The 26,784-nt window shown below is 38.8% G+C and carries 19 protein-coding genes; 14 read left to right on the top strand and 5 right to left on the bottom strand.

What is annotated here, in order from left to right; genetic code table 11:
• The first annotated feature begins 5 nt into the window (after window positions 1-5).
• The 7 genes from pgmB (at window position 6) to NU09_RS14815 (ending at window position 8,949) form a co-directional block, all read left to right on the top strand.
• Window positions 6-662, top strand: a complete 657-nt coding sequence (pgmB, locus tag NU09_RS14845; protein ID WP_129752094.1) for a beta-phosphoglucomutase — start codon at window positions 6-8, stop codon at window positions 660-662.
• 1 nt (window position 663) lies between these two features.
• Window positions 664-2,973 carry a glycoside hydrolase family 65 protein gene (locus NU09_RS14840; RefSeq protein ID WP_129752093.1) on the top strand — a complete coding sequence of 770 codons (2,310 nt, stop codon included), beginning with the start codon at window positions 664-666 and terminating at the stop codon, window positions 2,971-2,973.
• A 68-nt stretch (window positions 2,974-3,041) separates the two neighbouring features.
• Entirely contained in the window at window positions 3,042-4,877 is a 1,836-nt protein-coding gene (locus tag NU09_RS14835) for a glycoside hydrolase family 13 protein (protein WP_129752092.1), read from the top strand.
• Between the two features lie 5 nt (window positions 4,878-4,882).
• On the top strand, window positions 4,883-6,313 hold the full coding sequence (locus tag NU09_RS14830) for an alpha-amylase family glycosyl hydrolase (RefSeq protein ID WP_129752091.1): 1,431 nt from the start codon (window positions 4,883-4,885) through the stop codon (window positions 6,311-6,313).
• 89 nt (window positions 6,314-6,402) lie between these two features.
• A complete protein-coding gene (locus NU09_RS14825; protein ID WP_129752090.1) occupies window positions 6,403-7,089 on the top strand; it encodes a glycerophosphodiester phosphodiesterase in 687 nt (228 codons plus the stop codon).
• Window positions 7,086-8,309 (top strand): NAD(P)/FAD-dependent oxidoreductase, encoded by a 1,224-nt coding sequence (locus NU09_RS14820; protein ID WP_129752089.1) that lies wholly within the window; start codon window positions 7,086-7,088, stop codon window positions 8,307-8,309. Before NU09_RS14825 ends, NU09_RS14820 begins: the two co-directional genes overlap by 4 nt.
• Window positions 8,310-8,367: 58 nt before the next feature.
• On the top strand, window positions 8,368-8,949 hold the full coding sequence (locus NU09_RS14815; RefSeq protein WP_129752088.1) for a hypothetical protein: 582 nt from the start codon (window positions 8,368-8,370) through the stop codon (window positions 8,947-8,949).
• Window positions 8,950-9,007: 58 nt separating this feature from the next.
• On the opposite strand, the gene NU09_RS14810 is transcribed toward NU09_RS14815, so the two are convergent.
• The 3 genes from NU09_RS14810 to NU09_RS14800 form a co-directional block, all read right to left on the bottom strand.
• Window positions 9,008-9,580: a hypothetical protein gene (locus NU09_RS14810; RefSeq protein WP_129752087.1), complete on the bottom strand. Its 573-nt coding sequence runs from the start codon at window positions 9,578-9,580 to the stop codon at window positions 9,008-9,010.
• A 121-nt stretch (window positions 9,581-9,701) separates the two neighbouring features.
• The gene (locus tag NU09_RS14805) at window positions 9,702-10,391 is read right to left on the bottom strand and encodes a DUF4397 domain-containing protein (protein ID WP_129752086.1); all 690 of its coding nucleotides are present in this window, start codon (window positions 10,389-10,391) and stop codon (window positions 9,702-9,704) included.
• A gap of 99 nt (window positions 10,392-10,490) precedes the next feature.
• Entirely contained in the window at window positions 10,491-10,967 is a 477-nt protein-coding gene (locus NU09_RS14800) for a TspO/MBR family protein (protein WP_129752085.1), read from the bottom strand.
• Between the two features lie 90 nt (window positions 10,968-11,057).
• Here NU09_RS14800 and NU09_RS14795 point away from each other — a divergent pair, with 90 nt between their 5' ends.
• The 5 genes from NU09_RS14795 (at window position 11,058) to NU09_RS14775 (ending at window position 15,515) form a co-directional block, all read left to right on the top strand.
• On the top strand, window positions 11,058-12,143 hold the full coding sequence (locus NU09_RS14795; RefSeq protein ID WP_129752084.1) for a diphosphomevalonate/mevalonate 3,5-bisphosphate decarboxylase family protein: 1,086 nt from the start codon (window positions 11,058-11,060) through the stop codon (window positions 12,141-12,143).
• A gap of 57 nt (window positions 12,144-12,200) precedes the next feature.
• Window positions 12,201-13,139, top strand: coding sequence for a mevalonate kinase (locus tag NU09_RS14790; protein WP_129752083.1), 939 nt, complete (start codon window positions 12,201-12,203; stop codon window positions 13,137-13,139).
• A 112-nt stretch (window positions 13,140-13,251) separates the two neighbouring features.
• Window positions 13,252-14,172 (top strand): geranylgeranylglycerol-phosphate geranylgeranyltransferase, encoded by a 921-nt coding sequence (locus NU09_RS14785; protein ID WP_129752082.1) that lies wholly within the window; start codon window positions 13,252-13,254, stop codon window positions 14,170-14,172.
• A gap of 25 nt (window positions 14,173-14,197) precedes the next feature.
• On the top strand, window positions 14,198-15,109 hold the full coding sequence (locus NU09_RS14780) for a pseudouridine synthase (protein ID WP_129752081.1): 912 nt from the start codon (window positions 14,198-14,200) through the stop codon (window positions 15,107-15,109).
• 43 nt (window positions 15,110-15,152) lie between these two features.
• Window positions 15,153-15,515 carry a nuclear transport factor 2 family protein gene (locus NU09_RS14775; RefSeq protein WP_129752080.1) on the top strand — a complete coding sequence of 121 codons (363 nt, stop codon included), beginning with the start codon at window positions 15,153-15,155 and terminating at the stop codon, window positions 15,513-15,515.
• A 46-nt stretch (window positions 15,516-15,561) separates the two neighbouring features.
• Here NU09_RS14775 and NU09_RS14770 read toward each other — a convergent pair whose 3' ends face one another.
• The gene (locus tag NU09_RS14770) at window positions 15,562-17,682 is read right to left on the bottom strand and encodes a M3 family metallopeptidase (RefSeq protein WP_242501887.1); all 2,121 of its coding nucleotides are present in this window, start codon (window positions 17,680-17,682) and stop codon (window positions 15,562-15,564) included.
• A 206-nt stretch (window positions 17,683-17,888) separates the two neighbouring features.
• Between NU09_RS14770 and NU09_RS14765 the strand changes: the two genes are divergently transcribed.
• Window positions 17,889-20,771 (top strand): AsmA family protein, encoded by a 2,883-nt coding sequence (locus tag NU09_RS14765; RefSeq protein WP_129752078.1) that lies wholly within the window; start codon window positions 17,889-17,891, stop codon window positions 20,769-20,771.
• Window positions 20,772-20,802: 31 nt separating this feature from the next.
• Here NU09_RS14765 and NU09_RS14760 read toward each other — a convergent pair whose 3' ends face one another.
• Window positions 20,803-21,702, bottom strand: coding sequence for a NifU family protein (locus NU09_RS14760; protein WP_129752077.1), 900 nt, complete (start codon window positions 21,700-21,702; stop codon window positions 20,803-20,805).
• 282 nt (window positions 21,703-21,984) lie between these two features.
• Between NU09_RS14760 and NU09_RS14755 the strand changes: the two genes are divergently transcribed.
• Window positions 21,985-26,784: choice-of-anchor L domain-containing protein (locus NU09_RS14755; RefSeq protein WP_129752076.1), on the top strand; the 4,800-nt coding region annotated here is incomplete at its 3' end.

Here is a 26,784-nt window from a genome sequence, read left to right as displayed (position 1 = left end):
GATTAATGAAAACGAAAGCATTTATATTCGACCTTGACGGGGTTATTGTAGATACTGCAAAATACCACTATTTAGCGTGGCAAAAAATCGCTTCTCAGTTAGGAATCGATTTTACACATGAACATAACGAACTGCTTAAAGGTGTAAGTCGTGTGCGTTCCCTTGAAATTATTTTAGGATTAGGAAACATAGAGGCTTCACAGGAAGATAAGGATAAGTGGCTGGTGCAAAAAAATGAAGATTACCTGGGGTATATAACCAACATGAAAGAAGATGAAATTCTGGAAGGGGTTATTACGGTTCTTCGTTTTTTAAAAGCCAACGGCCAGCTTATAGCATTGGGTTCTGCAAGTAAAAATGCGAGGCCAATTTTAGAAAAGGTAAACATACTGCACTATTTTGATGCTATTGTAGATGGTAACGATGTTACCAATGCAAAACCCGATCCTGAAGTTTTTATAAGGGCAGCAAAGCTGTTGGGCAAAACGGCAGAGGAGTCTATCGTTTTTGAAGACTCTGTGGCGGGAATTCAGGCAGCAAATATTGCAGGAATGGTAAGTGTGGGTATTGGGCACAAGGATATTCTTAATGAGGCCCGATACAACTTTAACGATTTCACAGAAATCGACAACAATTTTTTACAAACCTTAGTAAACACATAAAATGAACCAGGATTATATAGTACCGGATAATTGGTCAATTATAGAAGAAGGATTTGATGCGGACAGGGTAAAATCTTCCGAGAGTTTATTTAGTATAGGTAACGGTGCCATGGGGCAGCGTGCCAATTTTGAAGAACATTATTCAGGACATACGTTTCAGGGAAGCTACATTGCAGGCGTTTACTATCCGGACAAAACAAAAGTGGGGTGGTGGAAAAACGGTTATCCCGAGTATTTTGCCAAGGTTTTAAATGCACCAAACTGGATAGGCATTAATGTAGAGGTAAATGGTGAGCAGCTGGACCTAAATACCTGTAAGGAGGTAAAGAATTTCAGGAGGGAACTTAACATGAAGGAGGGCTGGTACAACCGTTCATTTACGGCAGTGCTGCAAAATGGTGTTGAGGTGTCAGTAAATGCAACAAGATTCTTATCGTTGGTTGAAGATGAACTTGGTGTTATAAAATATGAAGTAACTCCGGTTAACCAGTCGGCTCAAATTGTATTTAAACCTTATGTAGATGCAGGGGTAAAAAATGAAGATGCCAACTGGGAAGAGAAGTTTTGGGAGCCTTTGGATTCTCAATATGCAGAGAACAATGCCTTTGTAACGGCGCGTACTTTTAAAACGCATTTTACAGCTGCTACCTATATGCATAACAGCCTATTGCTTAATGGTAACCCAGCAGCTGTAGAGGCAGGAGATACAGTGGCGACTAATGATAAGGTGCAGTTTAGTTATGCACTACAGGTCAATGCAGGAGAAACGGCAGCAATTGTAAAGTTTGGTGGTTATGTGGTATCGCTTAACCATGATGAGACAGCCCTTATTGATGCTGCCAAAACTGTAATTGCTAATGCCATTAGCAAAGGATATGATGCCTTGCTTGAAGAACAGAAACAGGCTTGGGCCGGTATTTGGGAAATGGCAGACATCACTATTGATGGTGATGTAAAGGCACAGCAGGGTATTCGCTTTAATATTTTCCAGCTTAACCAAACCTATTTAGGTAAAGATCCAAGGCTTAATATAGGGCCTAAAGGTTTTACGGGAGAAAAATACGGAGGTAGTACCTACTGGGATACCGAAGCTTACTGTATTCCGTTCTATATGGCTACTAAAGACCAGCAGGTGGCACGTAACCTGTTAACTTATCGTCATAATCAGTTAGGTAAGGCTATAGAAAATGCACAAAAGTTAGGTTTTACTAATGGTGCTGCTCTATATCCTATGGTTACCATGAATGGTGAGGAGTGCCACAACGAGTGGGAAATCACCTTTGAGGAAATTCACCGTAACGGGGCCATTGCTTTCGCGATTTATAATTACTACCGCTTTACCGGAGATTACAGCTACATTCCAGAAAAAGGACTGGAAGTGCTTATTGGTATTGCGCGTTTCTGGCATCAGAGAGCTACGTTCTCAACGTCTAAAAACAAGTATGTTATATTAGGCGTAACAGGTCCTAACGAGTATGAAAACAACGTAAACAATAACTTCTATACCAACTATATTGCACAATGGTGTATTAATTATGCGATAGAGAATATTACTAAGGTAAAAGACGAGTTTGCAGCAGATCATAACCGTATAATGGCACTAACCAATCTTGGAGCCGAAGAGATAAGAGACTGGCAAAAGGTTGCCGATAACATGTATTTCCCTTATTCGGAAGAGCATGGTGTATACCTGCAACAGGACGGTTTCCTGGATAAGGAAATGGTGAGAGTAAGCGACCTAGACCGTTCGCAAAGGCCAATTAACCAAAAATGGTCTTGGGACAGGATTCTTCGTTCGCCATACATCAAACAGGCCGACGTGTTACAGGGCTTCTATTTCTTTGAAGATCATTTTTCAAGGGAAGAGATGGAAAGGCATTTTGATTTCTATGAACCGTTTACAGTACATGAGTCTTCGCTTTCACCATGTGTGCATTCAATACAGGCAGCAGTGCTGGGAAGGATGGAGCAGGCTTACACGTTTTATTTAAGGACGTCACGACTTGACCTTGACGATTATAATAAAGAGGTGAAAGAAGGACTTCATATTACCAGTATGGCAGGTACCTGGATGAGTATTGTAGAAGGTTTTGGCGGTATGCGTGTTAAAAACGGGCAGCTGCATTTTGAACCGAGAATCCCTGAACAGTGGAAAGGATATTCATTCAAGATTAATTTCAGGAACCAGATCGTGAAAATATCGGTACATTCGGGAGAAACACGATTTGATCTTGAAGGCGATAAGGAACTTACCGTATTTGTACACGGAAAAGAAGTAAAAGTAGCCCCTAATAAGGCTGTAACAATATAATTATTATAGACCTGTAATACCTTTTAGGGTATTGCAGGTTTTTTATAAGACCGCATCAAACTAAATACATGAAAAAAATATTTTACCTATTAGTCTTTAGCTGCACTTTTGTCTTTGCTCAGGCAGACAGGGTAGAGCCACCTTTTTGGTGGAGTGGTATGCATAATCCGGAACTGCAGATTATGTTTTACGGAAAGAATATAGCGCAATATCAGCCTGTGTGTAACGGGGTGGTTATTAACAATGTGATAAAGACCGAAAATCCAAACTATGTTTTTGTGACTGTTGACACTAAAGGTGTTCCTGCCGGAGAACTTGTTTTTGACTTTAAGAACAGTAAGAACAAAACAGCTTTCAGCCAGAAATACACACTTAAAAACAGAAGGGAAGGCTCGTCGCAAAGGGATAGTTTTGATTCTTCGGATGTGATTTACCTGTTAATGCCCGATCGTTTTGCAAACGGGAATCCTGATAACGATACCAGTAAAGCCCTAAATGAGAAAGGGGACAGGAGCCAGCCGGGTGGCCGTCATGGCGGAGATATAGAGGGAATAATTAAGAACCTTGATTATCTTGACGAGCTGGGTGCTACAGCGGTATGGAGCACACCACTTTGTGAGGATAACGATAAAGGTTATTCCTATCATGGTTACGGGCAAAGTGATGTGTATAAAATAGATGCAAGGTATGGTACCAATGAAGATTATGTGCGCCTTTCGGCAGAACTGAAAAAGCGTGATATGAAGCTTATCATGGATTATGTTACCAATCACTGGGGGGCTGAACACTGGATGTATAAGGATTTGCCGGCTTACAACTGGATTCATCAGTTTCCGGGGTATTCACAGTCCAATTACAGGATGACAACCCAGTTTGATCCTAATGCCTCTCAAACCGATGCAAGACAGTGTATGGACGGTTGGTTTGTGCCTTCAATGCCCGATTTAGATCAGTCAAATCCTTTAGTGCTTAACTATCTTACCCAAAATGCCATCTGGTGGATTGAGTATGCCGATTTGGATGGTTTCCGTGTAGATACTTATTCTTACAACGATAAGGAAGGCATTGCAAAATGGACAAAAGCCATTACCGATGAGTATCCTAATTTTAATATTGTAGGGGAGGTATGGATGCACGATCAGGCTCAAATGGCCTATTGGCAAAAAGACAGTAAGATTGCGGCTATACAAAGCTATAACTCTTACCTGCCAAGTGTAATGGACTTTACCCTGCACGATGCTATAGGCGGAGTATTTAACGAAGACCAATCCGGCTGGGATGCGGGTATGCAAAGGGTATATGATAATTTCACGAATGACTTTTTATATCCTGATATCAACAACATCATGGTTTTTATGGAAAACCATGATACGGGTCGTTTTAATGAGATCTATAAAGGAGATATCAATAAGTACAAAATGGCACTTACACTTATTGCTACCGTACGCGGTATTCCGCAAATTTACTACGGTAGTGAAATAGGTATGGCAGGAGATAAAGGTAAAGGTGATGCTGATATCCGCAGAGATTTCCCGGGCGGATGGAATGGCGATAGCAATAATGCCTTTGCAAAGTCAGGACGTACTGAGCAGCAGCAACAATTTTTCGATTTTACTTCTAAACTTCTAAACTGGAGAAAAAACAAGGATGTTATCCATAATGGTAAAACCACACACTACCTGCCTGACAATAACGTATATGTATACTTTAGGCATAATACTAAGGAAAGCGTAATGGTAGTTATGAATAACAGTAATGAGTCCAGGGCTTTTGGGACTAAACGTTTTGTAGAAAATATTAAAAACTATACAACAGGAACCGATGTACTAACTGGTAAAAAGGTAAATCTTGCTAACGAAATTAGCATGGAGCCAAAATCGGTTATGGTACTGGAACTAAAATAAACGATATGAAGAAAACAATTCTTTTAGGGATTTTCCTTGCGGCTTTTATAAGCTGTAAAGAAGGGAGCAAACAGGAAGAGGCTAAAGCAGAATCTGCAGCACTTGCTCCGGTAAGTGATGCCATGATGGAGAATAGCGTTATTTATGAGGCTAATATTCGTAACTACTCTCCGGAAGGGACTTTTAATGCATTTACTAAAGATATTCCTGAACTTAAAAAGCTTGGGGTAAAGGTAATTTGGCTTATGCCTATTTATCCTATTTCCATGAAAAACAGGAAAACTACAGACGGGCGTATGGTAGAGGATATAAAAGACCCTGCTGAGCGTGAAAAGTATTTAGGAAGCTATTATGCCATTTCCGATTATACTGCCATAAATCCTGATTTAGGGACGCTGCAGGATTTTCAGAATTTGGTAAACACAGCTCATAACAACGGGATGTATGTAATACTGGACTGGGTAGCTAACCATACGGGTTGGGATCATAAATGGATTACCGAGCACCCTGAGTACTATCATAAAAACGCAAAAGGAGAGGTGACCGATCCGCTTAATCCGGAAACGGGAGAAAGCTGGGGTTGGACAGATGTAGCCCATTTGGATTATACAAGCAAAGCGCTGTATGAGCCGATGAAAAATGAGATGCTGTACTGGGTAAAAGAACAAAATGTTGACGGGTTCCGTTGTGATGTGGCAGATAACGTACCTACCGAGTTTTGGCAATTTACGGTGCCTAAGCTAAACGAGGTTAAGCCTGTATTTATGCTTATGGAATCTAACAAGCCATACCTTTTCAATGGTATTTTTGATATGGGTTACGGTTGGGAAGCACACCACTTAATGAATGATATTGCCCAGGGCAAAAAGACTGTTGCCGACTGGGATGTCCTTATGGAAAAGCAGGCTAAGGAGTATAAAAAGGAAGATATATGGATGAACTTTACTTCCAATCATGATGAAAATTCATGGAACGGTACTGAATATGAAAGAATGGGTGATGCTGCTGAACTTTTTGCTGCATTAACCTATACGATGCCGGGGATGCCGCTTATTTACACGGGTCAGGAATATGATTTTAACCGTCGTCTTAAATTTTTTGAAAAGGACGAGATTACCCATACAAAAGGTAAAATGTTTAAGGTCTATGAAAAGTTAGGTGAGCTTAAAAACAGTAATGAAGCATTAAACGGAGGTAAACAGCCTGCTGCTTATAATAGGATTGCAACCTCAAGGGATAAAAATATTCTTGCTTTCGCAAGGGAAAAAGATGGTGAAAAAGTAGTTTTTGTAGGTAATCTTACTAAGGAACCGCAGAGCTTTACACTTCCTGTAGAAGGTAATTTTACCAATTATATTACGGGAGAGAAAGTGCAGCTGGCTCCGGGTCAGGAACAAAAATTTGGTCCCTGGGAGTATTGGGTACTAACGAAATAATTTTTTCTCATAGATAGTTGTTAGGAGCACAGGCAATTTTGCCTGTGCTTTTTGTATATTTAGAAGTATCTTTACAAAAATATTCAGGTATGGCACAAATCCTTAAAATAGGCCACAGGGGAGCAAAAGCCCATGTGCCTGAAAATACACTGGCTTCTTTTCAAAATGCACTTGATATGGGTGTGGATGGCTTAGAGCTTGATGTACATGTTTGCAGTACGGGCGAACTGGTGGTAATACACGATTTTACGGTAGACAGGACTACAAACGGAACAGGAGAAGTGAACAAAATGACCCTGGCGGAACTGAAAGAACTGAAAGTGGAAGGAGGACATAAAATCCCTACACTGGAAGAAGTGCTGGAACTGGCAGGTAAAAAATGTTTTCTGAATATTGAGTTGAAAGGCCGTCATACCGCCGCTCCTGTTTCAGAGCTTATGGAAAAATATATAGTGGAAAAAGGCTTTTCCTATAATGACTTTATAGTGTCCAGTTTTCAAAGAGAAGAGCTAATGATAATGCATGACAGTAACCCTAACATTCATTTAGGAGTGCTTTCTCAGGCCAGTGTTACCCAGGCATGGGAGTGGGCGCAGGAGTTTTCGGCAAAAGCCATACATCCACATTTTTCCCTGCTTACCGAAAGCAATGTGAAAAAAGCACAACAGGCAGGCTATAAGGTGTATACCTGGACAGTAAATGAACCCGAAGATATAGAACGAATGAAATCGTATAATGTAGACGGAATTATGTCCGACTACCCTGAACGTTTATGAGTAAGAGTTTTGATGTAATTATTGCCGGTGGGGGTGCTGCCGGATTTTTTACAGCTATTAATATAGCAGAAGCTAACCCTAAGCTTAAAATAGCGATACTGGAAAGAGGGAAAGAAGTACTGAGTAAAGTGCGTATTTCCGGAGGCGGGAGGTGTAACGTTACCCACGCCTGTTTTATTCCTAATGACCTTGTTAAGTTTTACCCGAGAGGGGAAAGGGAACTTAAAGGGCCTTTTAACCGTTTTTGCTCGGGAGATACTATTGAGTGGTTTGAAAAACATGGGGTAGAACTTAAGATAGAAGAAGACGGAAGAATGTTTCCCGTTACCGACAGTTCCCAAACCATTATAGACTGCTTTATGGAAGCGACTAAAAAACAGGGAATCCAGGTGCTTACAGGAGAAAGTATTCAAACTATATACAGGGCAGAAGACTACTGGAAAATAGATACCCAAAAAGATACTTTTCTGGCTGCCAAACTGGTAATGACAACCGGCAGCAATCCTAAAATGTGGGATATAATGCAGGAGTCAGGTCATACTATAGTGCCACCTGTTCCGTCGTTGTTTACTTTTAATATAAAAGATCCGCGTATAAAAGACCTTATGGGGTTGTCGGCATTGGCATCGGTTAAGGTAAAAGGAACTAAGTTAAATGCTACCGGCCCGTTGCTTATTACCCACTGGGGTATGAGTGGTCCGGGTATATTAAGGGTGTCAGCTTGGGGTGCCCGTGAACTGTTTGATAAAAACTATCAGTTTACCTTACAGGTTAACTGGCTTAATGATGTTGGCTATGATGAGTGTGAGGAAATCCTTAGAGATTTAAAACAGGATCAGCCTAAAAAAACAGTAGCAAAATACTGTCCGTTCGATTTTCCTAACCGTTTATGGCAAAGCCTGGTTAATGCAGCCGGAGTTTCTCAGGAAGCACGTTGGGCCGATGTTTCTAAAACACAGCTATTGGCACTGGTAGGCCAATTGGTTAATGCAGAATTTAAGGTAAACGGTAAGAGTACCTTTAAAGAAGAGTTTGTAACAGCTGGCGGAATAGAACTTAAGGATGTTAACTTTAAGACTATGGAAAGCAAGATGCAAAAAGATCTTTATTTTGCTGGAGAGATACTTAACATAGATGCAATAACAGGAGGATTTAACTTTCAAAATGCATGGACAGGAGGCTATATTGTGGCACAATCTGTTTTAGAGGATTTCCAGTAATTTAACGCAACCATTATTTATTTGTAGCATCTAATTAAAAACCAATTAATTATAGGCTATGAAAAAATCATTTTTACTATTAGTTTTTGCAGCTTTGCTGATGTCTTGTTCCGATACGGATACAGATCCTGTTAATGGGTCGCCTGAAGGGAATAAAGTATTATTATTAAAAGTAGACCTTTTAACTAATGTATTTGAAGGAGGTAAGGAACTTACTTTTCCTGATAATAGTAACTTCACTATTTCAACGGTCTATCATCCGCCGGGAGATTTTGGCGATATTACCTTAAATTATGATGAGGTAAACATGCCCATTTTTGCAGGAGATATTATATGGATGGGGTTAGGAGAAATAACCTATCCTGAATCTATGGATACTCCGCAGGAATTTGACTTAACACAAAACAGTGTTGAAATGCCTTCGTCATCGCAGTTTGCATTGGTTCCTTATGGAGAGTTTTTTGAGTATCCTGAAGTAATAGATTATGAGGGTATTTGGGACGCTGTAGACAATCTTAGCCTTGTAAAACAATACAGGGTAATTAATCCGCAGGCAAAAGTCAACCTATTTTTATATACACCAAGCGTAGGCATAGGTGATCCGGCTGACTGGGACTGGATAGTGATTTTAAAAAATTAATCTGCGTTTATATATCTTTTTTATGTGAAAAAGCCCCTCATTGAGGGGCTTTTTATAATTATTGTAGTTGTAGTCTTGCTATTGCAAGTTGTTTTAAAGCCGGGTCTTCAAAGTCAATTTCATCTAATGTTTTTAGTATGCTGGTATCAATACGCCTGAAAATGGATTTCCTGACTACATAATATTCGTCTTTATATTTAAAAAAGATTTTCCTTTTATTAATCTCCTGAGACAAATTGAAATTCTCATAAATCCTGAAATCAAGAGTATCAGTAACCACGCGGCTAAGCCCACTATGGCTGCTGATTCTTTCAAATTTAAATGTATTCTCTTCATCCTTTAATTCAAGATAACTCATTTTTTTGTCACCTACATAAATACTATCCTTTTGAAATTTAATGAAGTTGTTCTTTAGAGTAAAATCAGCATCTATTCGCTTACAATCATATAAAACATATCCTTTAAGGGTGCCGGGGTAAGAATATATCTTTACACCGGAAGGTGGTGCTCCCTTGTACATAACTAAAAAATTGAAGAAAGCAGCACTACTCTTTGATTGTGAGAATGATACTATTGGTAAAAAAAGCAATATTATCCAGAACAGGTTTTTCATGGTTGTTAATCTTTTCAAATACAATACAATATCGTTTGGGTTAAACTAACTCAGCAATAAAAATAATTAAAATTTTTAAATGAAAAAGCCCCTACTTGAGGGGCTTTTAATGTAGTTTAATATTGAGATGCCTGTTTGTTTAGTAATTTCTCATCCTTTTGGTGCTGAAAGTATCTTCACTTCCAGCAGGAGGTGTTACATAACCTTTAGTGTATATGGTATATATCTTTCCGGCTGTAAAAACCATATCTACATCAGTGTATAGTGTAGTGTCGTTACTATCAGTATAAGTAATGTTATATGTTCCTGCCGGAATTTCCATAAAATCGGTAGCCTGTTTAAATTCAAGTGCAGTTGCAAGATCATCTGTTTCGGTAGCGATGTTAATAGCCGGGGCATCAGGAGAAAGGTTTATAAAACGAATCCCCGCATGATTTACAGCCGGATATTCCAGAATATCATCATAGGCTACAAGTTCAATTTCATCAAAGTTATTTACTGCAAAAAGGGTAAAAAAGTCTCCCGCAGTTAGTGTTTTATCAAGAGTGGTAAGCTCGTGTCCGTCAGAATCCTGGATGCTGAAAGTGCGGTCGCCCAGATAGAAGTTATAATACCCGGCAGCATTTGTGTATTCAAGCGGATTTTGGTTTATATCATTCTGGTCGGCATAAAAAAATAGTCCGTCAGAATCGGGACTCGCATTGGCAATTATACCCAATGCTATGTTATTGCTTGGATAGTAGTAAGTGTAGTCATCGTCTACATTACATGATCCCAACAGCAGTAATGAGGCTGCAGCCATTATTACTTTAAAAAATCTAACCTTCATAATCTTCAAATTATATTAATCAATCTTTTTATAAGATGAGAATTAAAACGGATGGTTGCGTTTTTTTAACTAACAGGAATATATTTTAACATCTTAGGCTTATCGGTTAAGCCACCATATCGAAGCATTTAATATTGTAGCAAAGCTTACCCAGAGCATATATGGTATAAACAGGTAGGTAGCTGTTTTACTTACTTTGTTAAACTGCGCCATGGTTTCATATATAAAAAGCCACAGTAATATAATGTCAAATAAACCCAGTAGGGGATTTTTAAGTCCGAAAAAAAGATAAGACCACAGCAGGTTAAGTCCCAGTTGTGCAAAAAAGAAAGTCATTCCCCTTTTTACCGATTTCTCATCTATGGCAATTTTATTCCATACAATTCCGGCAGCAATACCCATTATGATATAGAGTGTGGTCCATACGGGTGCAAACAACCAGTTAGGCGGATTAAAGCTTGGTTTTTCAAGTGTAGGATACCAGGTCTGTACACTTTCAACAGTTATTTTACTTCCTAAATATCCAATGGCGAGGCAAAGCAATACCATTCCAATTATCCTGAAAGCTTTTGTCATTGATTGATGTGGTTTGGGGTTTTAACCAAAGTTAATAAAACAAAAATGTAATATTTCTATAAAAAACTATCTTTGTATAAATTTTAAGATATGCTGTCTGAAAAGGATTTTATTCCTAAACAATATACCTCTTTTATGCAAACCGGAAGTTTTGAATGGAGCGCACCCAGTAATATTGCACTTGTAAAGTACTGGGGTAAAAAAGAGAACCAGATTCCTGCCAACCCTTCGGTTAGTTTTACCCTTAACAACTGTAAGACGATAACAAAACTTGGTTTTGAGAAGAAAGAGAACAACGGAAGCTTTTCGTTCGACTTGCTTTTTGAAGGAAAATCCAAGCCGGATTTTCGTCCTAAGATTGAAAAATTCCTGCAAAGAGTGGAAGAGTATCTTCCTTTCTTAAAAGAATATCATTTTACTATTGATACCCAGAACACATTTCCGCACAGTTCGGGTATAGCATCTTCGGCTTCCGGCATGGCGGCTTTGGCTATGAACTTTATGAGTATGGAAAGACTGCTTAATCCTGCTATGGATGATACTTATTTTTACAAGAAGGCTTCATTTTTAGCGCGTTTAGGTTCGGGCAGTGCCTGTAGAAGTGTAAAAGGCAATGTTGTGGTTTGGGGCGAACATAAGGGTTTTGAGGAGAGTTCAAATCTGTATGGAGTGACATTTCCGTATGTAATACATGATAACTTTAAAAACTATCAGGATACCATCCTATTGGTAGATAAGGGAGAGAAACAGGTTTCCAGTACGGTAGGTCATGACCTTATGCATGGTCATCCGTTTGCAAAACAGCGTTTTGAACAGGCACATGATAATCTTAGTAAGATTAAGGAAGCATTAGTAAGTGGCGATCTGGAAAGCTTTATCAGTATTACCGAAAGTGAAGCCCTAACGTTGCACAGTATGATGATGACATCTATGCCTTATTTTATACTGATGAAACCTAATACACTGGAAATCATTAACAGGATATGGAAGTTTAGGAGAGAAACTGCTGTTCCTGTATGCTTTACACTGGATGCAGGTGCTAATGTGCATGTGCTGTATCCTGAAAACGATAAAGTAAAAGTTTTGGAATTTATTAAGAATGAATTAGTTGCCTATTGTCAAAACAGTCAGTACATTTGCGACGAAATTGGTAATGGTGCACAACAGATAGCTTAAGGCAATAATTTAGGAAATCTGCGGTTTTTTAATTACCTTTAATAAAAATATATCCTGATGAAAGGACCTTTATTTTATTCTAAAATACTTCTGTTTGGAGAACATGGCATTAACAAGGGCTCCAAAGGATTAGCTATTCCGTATAACTTTTATAACGGAGGCTTAAGGCTGACTGAGACCGATACCGAGCTTGCAAAAAAATCGAATGAAAAATTAAAAGGCTTTGTTGCTTATCTTGAAAAGATGCAGCAGGAAAATCCTGAACTGGTAACTTTTGATTTTGACAGCTTACATCGTAATGTAGAGGCAGGAATGTATTTTGACTCCAGTATACCGCAGGGTTATGGTATAGGAAGTAGTGGTGCGCTTGTAGCGGCTATTTATGACCAGTATGCCAATAACAAGATTACAGTTCTGGAAAACCTAACACGTGAAAAGCTGATGCAGCTCAAAAAGATTTTCAGTAAAATGGAATCTTATTTTCACGGAACAAGCTCTGGGCTTGACCCGCTTAACAGCTACCTGAGTCTTCCTATACTTATCAATTCTCACGATAATATTGAGGCTACCGGTATACCAATGCAAAACCTTGAAGGTAAGGGGGCAGTGTTTTTACTGGACTCTGGTATCGTTAAGGAAACAGCACCTATGGTGCAAATATTTATGGAGAGCCTTAAGGATAAAGGTTTCCGTAATATGGTGAAAACCCAGTTCCTTAAGTATACAGATGCATGTATTGATAACTTCCTTCACGGGGATGTAAAATCACTTATCAATAACACTAAAGAACTTTCTAAAGTGGTATTCAATAACTTTAAGCCTATGATTCCGGAAGGTTTCCATGAGTTATGGCAAAAAGGGATTGAATCAAACGACTACTATCTTAAGCTTTGCGGTTCGGGAGGCGGAGGTTATATCCTGGGCTTTACCGAAGATATAGATAAGGCTAAAAACGCTTTACAAGGACATAAGGTAGAAGTGGTTTATCAGTTTTAAGATAAAAAAATCTGCTATTTTATTTATAAGTAAACCTTTACGTTTTTATATTTACGTATTGAAGCAATATTTGCTCCTCAAAAAAGTTTAATGTAAAAACCTTTATATACCTATGGCATCAAGGAAAACAAGATTGACACTGATGAAAATTCTCAGCTTGTTTTCCGTGGTGCGAGGCTATAACATTCCTGTTATTGCTTTAGCACAATACCTTTCGGCTATATTTATACTCGCTCCCGAAGAGCGTGCCCTTGATGTTATACTGGATTTAGACCTTTTCCTTATAGTGCTGGCATCAACGCTCTCAATAGCATCGGGATATATTATCAATAATTTTTACGATGCCCAAAAGGATCTTATAAACCGCCCCAACAAATCAATGCTGGACAGGCTTGTAAGTCAGCAAACAAAACTAAAGGTTTATTTTACCCTTAATATACTAGCTACCCTTATAGCTTTTTTAGTTTCATGGAGGGCAGCCTTCTTCTTTGCAGGCTATATATTCCTTATATGGTTCTATTCGCATAAGCTTAAAAAGTATGCTATAATAGGCAACTTAACGGCAGCCTTGCTGGCAGTACTACCTTTCTTCGGTATACTTATGTATTTTAAGAATTTTTATCAGGTAATCTTTGCGCATGCCACATTTCTGTATCTGCTTATACTTACCCGCGAGATTATAAAAGATCTTGAAAATATAAAAGGCGATTTGGTTGCCAATTACAAAACTATACCTGTTTTATATGGAGAAAAAGTAGCTAAAAGCATAATCATGCTGCTTACTTTTTTAACTGTTATTCCCGTATTTCTTTTAATAGAGATATATGATGTAGGCTATATGGATATTTACTTTTATGGCGGAATGATAGTAATTGTATATTTCCTTATTAAATTATGGAAAGCCCATACCCAAAAAGATTATTTACTGCTGCATAATGTACTTAAGTTTCTTATTGTGGCAGGGGTATTTAGTATAGTACTTATAGATCCTGTTGTTTTAGTTCACGGCAGGAAGCTTTTATCGGCTATTTAATCTATCTTTGCAAAAAATAAATCAGATGAATAACAATAACAGGAGAGGCAATACATCCGGTAACGGAGGTAGTGACAGGAAGAGAACGGGCGGCAATACTTCACGTCCCGGCGGAAATAGTAAAAAACCATCATTTGATAAACCGGCATCGGGCGATAAAAAGCCTTACGGTAATAAACCATACGAAAAGAAAACGGCTGCACCAAAACCTAAAACGGTTAAACAGTCAGATGAGCTTAGGCTTAATAAATATATAGCTAATTCAGGCATGTGCTCACGCAGGGATGCCGATCTTTATATCAGTTCAGGAAACGTAAAAGTGAACGGACAGGTTGTGACTGAGATGGGTTACAAGGTAAAGATTACTGATAAGGTTGAGTTTGACGGTGTTAAAATTATTCCTGAGAAAAAAGAATATATACTTTTAAACAAGCCTAAAAACTTTGCTACATCGGGAGATGAAGGTAAAGACATGCGTAATGTTATGGAGCTTGTGCGTATGGCTACCAAAGCCAGTATACAGCCTATAGGCAGGATGGACAGAAATACTACTGGTTTGCTTATATTTACTAACGATACCGATATGGTGCGTAAGTTCAATCAGCCAAACCAAAAGTCGTTCAAGATTTATCAGGTGTCTTTAGATAAAAATCTTAAGTTTGAAGACCTTGAAAAAATAAGTGGAGGTGTTACGCTTGACGGACACAGATTGTTTATAGATGAAATAAGCTATATAGATGATCAGCCAAAAACGGAAATAGGTCTAAAACTAAGAACGCCTAACGTAAAAGTGGTGAGGGCTATTTTTGAAAGCTTTAAGTATGATGTACTTAAAGTGGACAGGGTATCTTTTGCAGGGTTAACCAAAAAGAACCTGCCAAGAGGTAACTGGAGGTTCTTAACAGAACAGGAGGTAATAAACCTTAAGAATATATAACCCCAATCCTGAAGTTTTGCTTCAGGATTTTTTGATAACACAAATGAGTAATAAAGAAGTAGAATTTATAGCTATTAAATGGCTGGAGGCTTTTAATGCCAAAAAGCTGGACAAACTTTTGGAACTGTATGATGATGCTGCAGAGCATTTCAGTCCGAAACTGAAAATAAGGAGACCCGAAACCAATGGACTGGTTACCGGTAAGGCCGCTTTACGTGACTGGTGGCAGGATGCTTTTGACAGGCTTCCTACACTACATTATAAAGTGCGTACACTTACTGCCTGTGTAGATCGCGTTTTTATGGAATACCTTAGGATGGTAGAAGGGGAAGAGGATATGAATGTTGCTGAGGTACTGGAAATAAAAGACGGGAAAATTATGGCCTCAAGGGTATACCACGGCTAATGGAATTATGATAAATAAAAATCCCGCCTAAGGCGGGATTTTTATTTTATAGAGATGTCTCTTCTGTTTGTGGTTTTTGTACCGTTACTTTTTTGCCGTCAAGCCCTCTTTTTCTAAGCAAAGGCTCAATAGAAGGCTCAGCTCCCCTAAACTGTTTGTATAGTATCATTGGATCGGCAGTGCCTCCTCTTTCAAGTATATTGATTCGGAAAGACCTTGCTGTCTGTTCGTCAAATAGAGATGTGCTCTTAAAGGCTTCAAAAGCATCGGTGTCCAGTACGCCCGACCATATATAGCTGTAATATCCTGCTGAATATCCGCCGTTAAAGATATGGTTAAAGTAAGTACTTCTGTAACGAGGGATGATAGCGTTAGGTAACCCCAGTTTTTTCATGGAAGCTTCTTCAAACGGAACCACATTTTGTGTTAGTGGTTCGGTAAGTGTATGATAATCTAGGTCAAGGTAAGAAGCTGCCAGATACTCTACAGTAGCAAATCCTTGGTCAAAAGTTGAAGCTTTTTGCAGTTTTTCAATCAGTTCATCCGGTATTACTTCTCCGGTTTTGTAATGCTTAGCATACATTTTAAGGACTTCCGGTTCAGCAGCCCAGTTCTCCATTATTTGAGATGGTAGCTCAACAAAATCGGTATATACACTGGTGCCTGAAAGGCTTTCATATTTTACGTTAGACAATAACCCGTGTAATGCATGTCCAAATTCATGGAAAAATGTAAGTGTTTCATCAAAGGTAAGTAGGGCAGGGTTATTACCCGTAGGCTTAGAAAAATTACATACTATAGAGATAATTGGTGCTACGCGTTTACTGCCTTCCATTTTTTCCTTACGGTAAGATGTCATCCATGCGCCTCCTTTTTTAGAAGCACGCGGGTAGAAGTCCATATAAAGTATTCCCATAAGCATACCTGCCTCGTCAGTAACTTCCCATGCGGTAACATCCTTATGGTATACCGGCACATTGCTAAGCTGTTTGTATTGCAGGCCATATAGTTTTTTAGTAACTGTAAAAATACCTTCGCGTACATTGTCAAGGCTAAAGTAAGGCTTTAGTTCCTGTTCGTCCAGATCATAGCGCTGTTTTCTTATCTTTTCGGTATAATACCTCCAGTCATAAGGCTGTACGTTATCGTTAATGCCTTCGGCAACCATCATTTTTTTTATGTCGGCTTCTTCCTGTTTTGCTTTTTTAAGTGCAGGCTGCCATATTTCATCCAGCAGTTTATATACATTTTCAGGTGTTTTTGCCATTCTTTCCTCCAGTATATAGGCAGCATGGTTTTTATAGCCTAAAAGCTTAGCTTTTTCCATTCTAAGGTTGGCAAGCTGTACCACATTACTGCGATTGTCAAACTTGTCGCCATTATTACCTCTTCGTTGGTATGCCGTCCATATTTTTTTTCTCAGTTCCCTGTCTTTGGCATATTGTAAAAACGGCATTACACTTGAGTTGTGTAATGTAAATACCCATTTGCCTTTTTTGCCTCTTGCTTCAGCCTCTTCTGCGGCAGCGGTAACAATCTCTTCCGGTAAACCTGCCAGTTGTGCTTTGTTTTCCACAACCAGTTCAAAGTTGTTGTTTTCGGCAAGTACATTGTCACCAAACTTTAAAGAAAGTACAGACAGCTCTTCGTTTATCTTTCTTAAACGATCTTTGTCTTCATTATTAAGGGCAGCACCATTTCTTTTAAAGGCCTTGTATTTGCTTTCAAGGAGTTTAGTTTCTTCTGCCGATAATTTTAATTCTATCTGATTATCCCAAATGGTTTTTACCTTATTGAAAAGTTTTTCATTAAGGTAAATGTTATCATTGTTCTTAGACAGTTCAGGTGCTATTTCCTGGGCAATAGCCTGTAAGGTGTCGTTGGTGTTAGCTGAGTTAAGGTTGTAAAAAAGGGTGGTAATCCTTTTTAGCAGATTACCTGAATTTTCTAAAGCCTCAATTGTATTTGCAAAAGTAGGCTTGGTGCTGTTAAGGGTAATGGCTTCTATTTCATTTTGTTGTAGCTGTATAGCCTCCATTACGGCAGGCTTAAAATGATGGTTTTCTATTTCGTTAAACGGAGGAACCTCATAAGGGGTTTCATATACGGCAAGAAGCGGATTGTTTTCTCCTATGACTTCTGCTTTATTTTCTCTGTGGCAGGACATAAATAGGCAAGTAGTTAAACTTAAAAGAATCAGTGATTTTGAATTCATGAATTACATGTTTTTCTTGAAAGAAGTAAAGTTATTTTAATTTGGGTTAACTGGCAACAAATATTAATAACAAGTTAAACTTTAGAAAAATATTAACAGGAAAGAACTTTGTGTCAGTAAATTACATAACTTTATTAGAGGATGTAAACAGAAAAGGTATGAAAGTGCCTGTTAAAAAAATACTCATTACCGGTTTAAAATGGCTGGGAGGCTTTATAGCCGGTGTACTGCTGTTGCTTTACCTTATTCCACTTGTTTTTCCGGGAACCATAGCACAACAGGTAAAGAACTTTGCAAACAAAAGCCTTGACGGGGAATTGAATTTTACCGATTCTAAATTTTCATTCTTCACACATTTCCCTTCACTTACAGTATCGTTAAATGACTTCTCTTTAAAGGGGTCGGCTCCTTTTAGAAATGATACGCTTTTAAAAGCCGATGAAGTGGCGTTTGGTGTCAACCTTAAGAGGCTCATTTTTGACCGTGAGATTAAGATTGATGAGGTATATGTGTCAGACGCCTTTATAGATGTAATGGTAAATGAAAAAGGAGAAGCCAATTATAATGTATATGTTTCTCAGGAAAAAACACCTGATACCATTGACTCTAATACTTCTTTAAGGTTGGAGCGCGTTGACTTTGAAAATTGCCATATCAGGTATAACGATAAGTCGGCTAAGATATTTACTGAGGCATTCGGCTTTAATTACGTAGGTAAGGGTGATTTAAGTGAAGATGTTTTTGACTTACGAACCGATGCCCTCATAGATTCGCTCGACTTCTTTTATGATGGGATTCCCTATCTGGAAAAGAAAAGGGTGCATGCCGATCTTATAACGCGAATCAATACTAACTCATTATCCTTTGTTTTAGAGAAGAATGAGCTGCGCATAAATCATTTTCCTTTAGAGTTTACAGGTTTTTTTACCATCCTTAAAAACGGATATGACATAGATATTAATGCGATTTCAAAAAAACATAAGTTTAGTGAGCTTTTATCACTTTTACCGCCCGATTATAGTCAGTGGAAAAAAGATACGAAGATAAAAGGGCAAAGCGATTTTCAGTTTGTTTTTAAAGGCAGATATGATGCTGCCCGAAACAAACAGCCCGATTTAGGCTTTAATCTAAAGGTGACGGACGGTTTTATACATTATAAGGAGTCGCCGTTTCCGCTTACCGATTTTGACTTGGATGTAAGTGCGTTAGTACCGTCGCTGGATTTTAGAAAACTCGATTTAAAATTGAGAAAATTAGACTTTAAAGTAGCAAAAGATTTTTTTCATGCCGATGTGGTTTCCAAAAACTTTCCCGATATGGATCTCAAGGCAAATGTAAAGGGTTCGGTAAATCTTCAAACACTTAATAATACTATAGGGATTAATGCTTTTGATATAAAAGGTACCCTTAAGGCAGATATCAAGGCAAGAGGTGTTTTTAATAAGGATAAGGGTCTTTTTCCAAAAACAAGTGGAGGCTTTAGCCTGCAAAACGGGGAGCTTAAAACAAAGTATTACCCTAATCCTATAAAGAATATAAAACTGATTGCCTCAGTACAGAATAACGAAGGTACTTTTGAGGATTTAAAAATTGCCGTTACCCCGGCATCATTTGTTTTTGAGGATAATCCGGTCTATATAAATGCAACGCTTTCCAACTTTAATGATGTGTTGTATGATATACAGGCTAAGGGTGAGCTTGATATTGCGAAGATTTATAAAGTATTTGCGGTAGAAGGTGTTGATATACATGGTTATGCCAAAGCCGACCTTTCTTTGCAGGGCAGGCAAAGCTATGCGGTAAATGGTCAGTATAATAAACTCAATAACAAAGGGACACTTCTATTAAGAGACATTACGGCAACTACCGAGTATTTTCCTAAGGCATTTAACATAAGCGAAGGTAGGTTTACTTTTGAGAACGAAAAGATGTGGTTCAACTCTTTTAGTGCCACTTACGGCAAGTCTGATTTTTCTTTAAACGGTTATCTTTTTAATGCCGTAAATTACTTTTTTGATTCCAGTACAACTATTAAGGGAAGTTTTACCAATAATTCAGGTGTAATAAATGTTGACGAATTTATGGCTTCACAAGTAGTTGCTGGTAAAGATGAGATGGAAAAAATAGTTGTGGAGCAAAGTCCGAAACAATCGGGAGTAGTAACACTGCCTCCAAATCTTGATTTAGAACTCAATGCAAACGCTAAGAGGATAGAGTATACTGATATTGTTTTAAACGATCTTTCAGGAAGGATTGCCATTAATAAGGGTAAACTTGTATTGCAAAACGGTTCTTTTTCTGTTATAGGATGTAAGGTAGGTATTGATGCCGATTATGATGATGAGTCGCTTACCTCGGCCAACTTTAAGCTGCATCTAAAGGCCAAAGACTTTGATGTGAAAAAAGCCTATGAGGAAATCCCGTTGTTTAGGGAACTGGCTTCGTCAGCAGAGAATGCTGAAGGTATTATTTCTGCCGACTATACCATAGAAGGCGATTTGAGTGCTGATATGGCTCCGGTCTACGAGTCCTTAAAAGGTGGTGGTACATTATGGGTGCGCGATGTAAAGGTTTCTGGATACAAACTGTTTAATGTATTAAGTTCAAAAACGGGTAAGGAAGACTTAAGTGATCCGCATCTTGAGGATATAGAAATCAAGTCGACTATAAAGAATAGTATCATAACTATGGAGCCTTTTAAGTTTAAGGTTTCAGGCTTCAGGCCAAAAATAGCAGGAAAAACCAGTTTAAAAGGGGATCTTGATTTGCGAATAAGATTAGGTTTGCCACCGTTAGGCATTATTGGTGTGCCGGTAGTAGTAACGGGTAATCAGGATAATCCTAAAATAAAGATTTTCAGTAAAACGGGAGAGGAGATTCCGGAATCACAATATAATGAAGAACTTAATCAGGTTGTTGATGAAGGCGGCAGGGAAGAGGGAGGAACCGTTCAGCCTCAAGACAATCCGGATGATACAGCTAAACCTGCACAGGAAGTAAAACCGGAAAACGAACAGGAAGATGCTACTGATAATAAATAAAAAAATCCCGGCTTAGCCGGGATTTTTATGATTAAGCGTTTAGTGCTTCTACTTTAATGTCATGATCGTTAAGCATGTCCTTCAGCATATTCTCAATACCACTTTTAAGAGTAAATGTTGATGAAGGGCATCCGCTACAGGCTCCCTGAAGAATAACCTTAACGCGTTTCTCTTTTTCATCATACGAATCAAAAGCAATATTACCACCGTCTCCGGCTACTGCAGGTTTTACATATTCCTCCAGTATATTAATAATGCGTTGTGAGGTAGAGTCAAGAGAATCAAAATAAGCTTCCTGCTGTTTTTCGCTTTGCGGTGCTTTTTGTAATAACGATTCGTCTATTACTGTTTTTCCTTCTTCAATAAATACTTTAATGAACGAACGGATTTCAGCGGTTATCTCATCCCATTCCGTTACCGCATATTTAGTGATGGATACATAATTCTCATCTATAAATACTTCCTTAATAAACGGAAACTTGAAAAGTTCTTTTGCTAATGGCGACGGAAGCGTTTCGTCTATGTTTTTAAACTCGGCAGGTGTTTTAGTAAGTCTCTTGTTAGAGACAAACTTTAATACCGCTGGGTTAGGAGTGCTTTCCACATATACTGTAGAAGGTACTTTCTTTGTAGTTTCAGCTTCTTCTTTTAATATTTCACCGCCTTTATTTACAAAATCTTCAATTTGAGAAGCTACTTCATCCTGTACATCTCCCCATTCAACAATTGAATACTTTTCAACAGCTATAAAGTTACCCGAAATATATACGGTCTTTACAAACGGAAGGAAGAAAAGCTGCTTTGCAAGAGGTGAGCTGGCAGTTTCATCAATGTTTTTGTATTCGTAGTTGCCGTTTTTAGCTATAAAATCGCTGAACTCAAACTTTACGATTGAAGGATTTTGTGTTGGCTGTATATTTATTTTTTCCATGTTTACAGATATTTAGGTTGCAAAGGTACAAACAATTGCTAAAAAAATATTAATTAATGGGTAGGGTAAATTACTTTGTGAATGTTACAGTAAAGCAGGATTATATTTATTTTACGGGATATTAGAGTTAATAATTTTTGAAATTTTCATGAATTTTGTGATTTTTTGAAATTTAACTGCTAATATTTTATTGAATAATTATATTTGATTTTTTAATATTCTAACATTTTTTTAAATGTTTATTAAATTGATTACTAACGGCTCATTAATAAAATTTGCTATATGATTAGATTACTACTAACAGCGTTTTTGTTTTTAACAACAATTACTACGTATGCGCAGTCTGATTTGGTCGTTTTTAGTACTAATCCCACTAATGAATATGAGGGGGGAGAGTTACTAACGTTTACCATTATGGTAACAAATAACGGACCATCTCCGGCATCAAATGTAAATACGTATTATGCTATTCCCCCCGGACTCCTTCCTATTCCAAACGGGATTGTAAGGTTTTGGTGGACTGGAAGTAACGGTACATCAGGTACAAACGTACCGGTTAACAGTACTATTGCATCGCTTGGTGTAAACCAAACGGTGAGTTATACTATTAATATTCAGATACCGGGTACATTTACCGATCCTCTGCCAGATGCAATAGTGACTTACGATACTTTATCGGATATAGAGGTTGTTAATACAAACGGGCAAACTAATTATATCCCGGGTACACAATCTGTATATACAGTAACAGTAACTAATAATGGTCCTGAAAATGCTGCAAACGTTGCAGTTAACAATCCTATTCCTGCGGGAATAACAAACTTCTCATGGACAGGTGATAATGGTTCTTCAGGAACTAACGTTGCACTAAATGATGTTATCGCATCATTACCTGTAGGTACAACGGTAACTTATACGGTTACACTTGATGTTCCTGTAGGTTTTACAAACCCTATTGTAAGTACGGTTACTTATGATGGTGTAAACGATCCTACTCCTACATGCGATCAGTGTACAGATACTGATTATCCTTCTGTAGGGACAGATATCGTAATTGTAAATACTGATGGGCAGGAAGTTTATACTCCGGGCTCACCTTCTGTTTATACGGTAACCGTTTCTAATAACGGTACTGTTGCTGCGGCTAACGTTAATGCATTTTTCACCGTTCCAGCATCTGTTACTAACGTAACATGGACAGGAAGTAACGGTTCTTCAGGAACACAAGCCAACTTAACAAATAATATAGGTACATTAAACGTAGGGCAAACAGTTACCTATACGCTTACTGTAGATGTTCCTGCCGGGTTTACCGGTAATTTTGTTGTTAGTGCTTCGGCAACAACTTCAACTCCTGAAACTGACGGTACATGCGAATTTTGTACCGATACGGATTATGAATCAGCTTCAGCTGACATAGTTGTGGTAAATACAAATAACCAAAATATATATACTGCAGGAACCACTTCTGTTTATACAGTAACTGTAACAAACAATGGTCCTACTGCAGCAACAAACGTTCAGGTCGATAATGCTATTCCTGCCGGAATAACAAACTTCTCATGGGTAGGAGACAACGGTTCATCAGGAATTAATACAGCTTTGTCTGATCTTATCGCCTCACTTCCTGCGGGCGATGTGGTAACCTATACAATTACGCTTGATATTCCTGTAGGATATACGGGCTTACTAACAAGTGAAACTACTGTAACAAGTTCAACTCCGGATCCTGATCCGTCATGTGCTGCTTGTGTAGATACAGATAGTGATACTGCTTCTGCAGATTTAGTAGTGACTAAAACTTTGGCATCAGGAGCTACTTATACGGCAGGAATGGATGCAGTATATACAATTACAATAGAAAACATGGGTCCTACAGAGGCACAAAACGTAGATGTTTCTGACGTTATACCTGCAGGTATAGACCCAACTACTGTAACATGGTATGGAAGCAACGGCACTTCTGGTACAGGTAACCTTACTGACAATGTTGCTTCGATAGCAGTAGGTGAGGTTGTAACTTACCAGTTAGTAATGCCGGTGCCAAGTAACTTTAACCAGACTGCAAATATTGTAAATCAGGTTCAGGTTACAAGTTCAACTCCTGATCCAAACCCGGCTTGTCCTGACTGTATACATACGGCTACTCCAAATCCGTTGGCTAACCTTGTAACGGTTAAATCGAACGGACAGAGCACTTATGTTGCCGGTACTCAAACTATTTATACCATTACGGTAACTAACCCTGGTCCTAGTGATGCATACAATGTAGTAGTGCACGATGCTAAACCTTACCAGATTGTTTTAATGACATGGATAGGTAATGGTGCTTCAGGTAGTGGTACCATGCACAATACCATACCGGTATTGGCAGCAGGGGAATCAATGACTTACGAAGTGAGTATAGAAATTCCGGATGACTATCATCTAACGGTAGGTCCACTACAAAACCAGGTAAGCGTAACCAGCGCAACTCCCGATCCTATCCCAACCTGTACGAGCTGTACAGATACAGATCAGCCATCTTCTAACTTCGTTACTGTTACACAAAATAGATATACAGTTGAAGAACTTGTTAGGGATGTACTTATTGGTGTAGACTGTGTTGGTATAGACAATATCACATGGAGTACGGGAACCAACTTTGGACTTACAGTTAACGGTATTGGATACTTTGAGGGTAACAACTCTAGTTTTGATCTTCAGTCGGGTCTTATCCTTCAATCGGGTAATGCTCTTCAGGCAGGAGGGCCTAATACTAACGTGCCACCTGGTGATGGTACGCTTTCCGGAGGAAACTGGGCTGGTGATGGCCAGTTATTAACGTACATGCAGGGTCTTGGCTTTAATGTGGCTAATTATAATGATGCTACTATTATAGAGTTTGATTTTACCCCAATTTCAGACCATATGAGTTTTGACTTCCTGTTTGCTTCCGAAGAATACGGAACCTTCCAGTGTAGTTTCTCTGATGCATTTGCCTTTTTCCTTAACAATACAACAACAGGCGGTCCGGTTACTAACCTTGCGGTGATTCCGGGAACAACTACTCCTGTAGCAGTAACTTCTATTAGGAATAACTTGTATAATGCAGGATGTCCTTCTGCAAATGAAGCATTTTTTGCCCAGTATAACGGTAATGCTCCTGGTAATGCAGTTGCTCCTATCGACTTTAATGGCCAAACGGTTGTTATGACTGCAGAGTCTGATGTTGAGCCGGGAGATGTTTACCATATCAAACTGGTTATTGCAGACAGGAACGATAACGCTTTAGACTCAGCTGTATTCCTTGAGGCGGGTAGTTTTAATATCGGTCAGCCGGTACTTCCTGAAGATTTGACTATAGCAAATGGTGGTGCTCTTTGTCCTGAAGATTTTTATGTACTTGGTGCTGAAAATACAGAAGGAGCTTCTTTTACCTATCAATGGGAAAAAGATGGAGAACTTATATTGGATGAATTTGGCCAGCCTGTAACTACAGAAACGATTACTGTAGATGAGCCTGGTGTTTATACAATATTGGCATCTTTTGTTTCTAACCCTGATTGCCAGCTTGAAGATTCAATAAGAATTGAATTCCAGCCTAATATAGAATTTAATGATCCGGTAGATCTTACTCAGTGTGGAGATATAACAGCTCCTATGGTTTTTGATCTTACTCAAAATACAGCAACAATAACACAAGGAAATACAGTTTTATATGATCTAATCTACTTCGAGTCTATGGAAGACCTTGAAGAAGGTAATCCTATATTTACTCCTTCTACTTATGAGGCTACTAATGGTCAGGAAATATTTGTAGCTCTTATTCCTTACCTTAACGGCTGTATCATTACACGTAGCTTTACATTAAATATAATTGACTGTGAAGTTCCGCTTCCTGAGCTGGATCCTATTGCAGTATGTGAGCCTTCACCATATGATGGTGAGGAAATGTTTGACCTGACTGTATATGAAGATCAGCTGGTAGAAGGTTTAACAGACCCATTACAATATACAATTACGTATTATGAAAATGAAGCTGATGCTGATGCGGCAGTTCCGGTTCCTGGAACAGAAATTGCTGATCCTACAGCTTATTTAGGAGGACCTGATACTATTATTTATATAAGAGTACAAAATAATACTCTTGCAGAAGCTTATAATACAACTGAGCTGGAGTTAATTGTTAACCCTCAGCCGGAAGTAATATTGCCTGCAGGTCCTTATGAGGCTTGTGTGGATACCGGATATACGCTTCCTGCCCTTGCCTTAGGGTCTTACTTTACAGGTACTCAGGGTACAGGAACTCAAATGAATCCTGGAGATATCGTTTCTACATCACAAACAATATATGTTTATGTAGTAACAGGTACAGCTCCTTATACATGTGATGATGAAGATAGTTTTGATGTAATAATCAATCCGCTTCCAGCTCCACCTGCTCCCATCACTGACTACGTTTTATGTGACCAGACGGACTACATGACCCCAGACGGGATTGAGGAGTTTGATTTAACCACAAAAGATTTGGAGATCACTGGGGGTAACCCGGATTATGCGGTAAGCTACTATGCTACCCCTAATGATGCGGACCAGGCGCTTAATGCGATCGCTAACCCGACGACCTATACCAATACCACACCAAACCTGCAGACGATCTATGTAAGGCTGGAGAATACGGTAACCACGTGTTATGATGTCTTTGATTTTGATCTTGTTGTAACCCCTCTTCCTGCATACGATAGCGCTGCGACGGACTTTTATGAGTGTGAGGAGGTACCGGGCCAGGCCGACTTCGACCTTCACAGCCATGATTCTGCGCTAGCTGCGGGCGTATCATCAGTAACGGTTAGTTACTATAACAGCCAGATAGAGGCGGAAGTGGGCGATCCTGCCACACAGCTTCCGGATATCTATGTAGCCCCTAACGGTGAGGAGATCTGGGCAAGATTACAGAGCAGTGTAACGGGTTGCTGGACAGCAGTACGCATTACCCTTCATGTCAACCCTGCACCTATTGCCCCTGCGCTTACGGCGTTGGAGGAATGTGCCTTTGACAATGACGGTTTTGAGAATTTCGATGTACAGTCGGTAATTGAC

It is taken from the genome of Flavobacterium beibuense, assembly GCF_004151245.1.
Classification (GTDB): Bacteria; Bacteroidota; Bacteroidia; order Flavobacteriales; family Flavobacteriaceae; genus Flavobacterium; species Flavobacterium beibuense_A.
Note: the sequence above shows the minus strand (reverse complement) of the source record. Positions and strands in the feature narration are given on the sequence as shown.

Excerpts from the sequence above, each read along its gene's own strand:
- pgmB (WP_129752094.1), top strand. The coding sequence starts at position 6 with ATGAAAACGAAAGCATTTATATTCGACCTTGACGGGGTTATTGTAGAT.
- NU09_RS14840 (WP_129752093.1), top strand. The coding sequence starts at position 664 with ATGAACCAGGATTATATAGTACCGGATAATTGGTCAATTATAGAAGAA.
- NU09_RS14835 (WP_129752092.1), top strand. The coding sequence starts at position 3,042 with ATGAAAAAAATATTTTACCTATTAGTCTTTAGCTGCACTTTTGTCTTT.
- NU09_RS14830 (WP_129752091.1), top strand. The coding sequence starts at position 4,883 with ATGAAGAAAACAATTCTTTTAGGGATTTTCCTTGCGGCTTTTATAAGC.
- NU09_RS14825 (WP_129752090.1), top strand. The coding sequence starts at position 6,403 with ATGGCACAAATCCTTAAAATAGGCCACAGGGGAGCAAAAGCCCATGTG.
- NU09_RS14820 (WP_129752089.1), top strand. The coding sequence starts at position 7,086 with ATGAGTAAGAGTTTTGATGTAATTATTGCCGGTGGGGGTGCTGCCGGA.
- NU09_RS14815 (WP_129752088.1), top strand. The coding sequence starts at position 8,368 with ATGAAAAAATCATTTTTACTATTAGTTTTTGCAGCTTTGCTGATGTCT.
- NU09_RS14805 (WP_129752086.1), bottom strand. The coding sequence starts at position 10,391 with ATGAAGGTTAGATTTTTTAAAGTAATAATGGCTGCAGCCTCATTACTG.
- NU09_RS14800 (WP_129752085.1), bottom strand. The coding sequence starts at position 10,967 with ATGACAAAAGCTTTCAGGATAATTGGAATGGTATTGCTTTGCCTCGCC.
- NU09_RS14795 (WP_129752084.1), top strand. The coding sequence starts at position 11,058 with ATGCTGTCTGAAAAGGATTTTATTCCTAAACAATATACCTCTTTTATG.
- NU09_RS14790 (WP_129752083.1), top strand. The coding sequence starts at position 12,201 with ATGAAAGGACCTTTATTTTATTCTAAAATACTTCTGTTTGGAGAACAT.
- NU09_RS14785 (WP_129752082.1), top strand. The coding sequence starts at position 13,252 with ATGGCATCAAGGAAAACAAGATTGACACTGATGAAAATTCTCAGCTTG.
- NU09_RS14780 (WP_129752081.1), top strand. The coding sequence starts at position 14,198 with ATGAATAACAATAACAGGAGAGGCAATACATCCGGTAACGGAGGTAGT.
- NU09_RS14775 (WP_129752080.1), top strand. The coding sequence starts at position 15,153 with ATGAGTAATAAAGAAGTAGAATTTATAGCTATTAAATGGCTGGAGGCT.
- NU09_RS14770 (WP_242501887.1), bottom strand. The coding sequence starts at position 17,682 with ATGTCCTGCCACAGAGAAAATAAAGCAGAAGTCATAGGAGAAAACAAT.
- NU09_RS14765 (WP_129752078.1), top strand. The coding sequence starts at position 17,889 with ATGAAAGTGCCTGTTAAAAAAATACTCATTACCGGTTTAAAATGGCTG.
- NU09_RS14760 (WP_129752077.1), bottom strand. The coding sequence starts at position 21,702 with ATGGAAAAAATAAATATACAGCCAACACAAAATCCTTCAATCGTAAAG.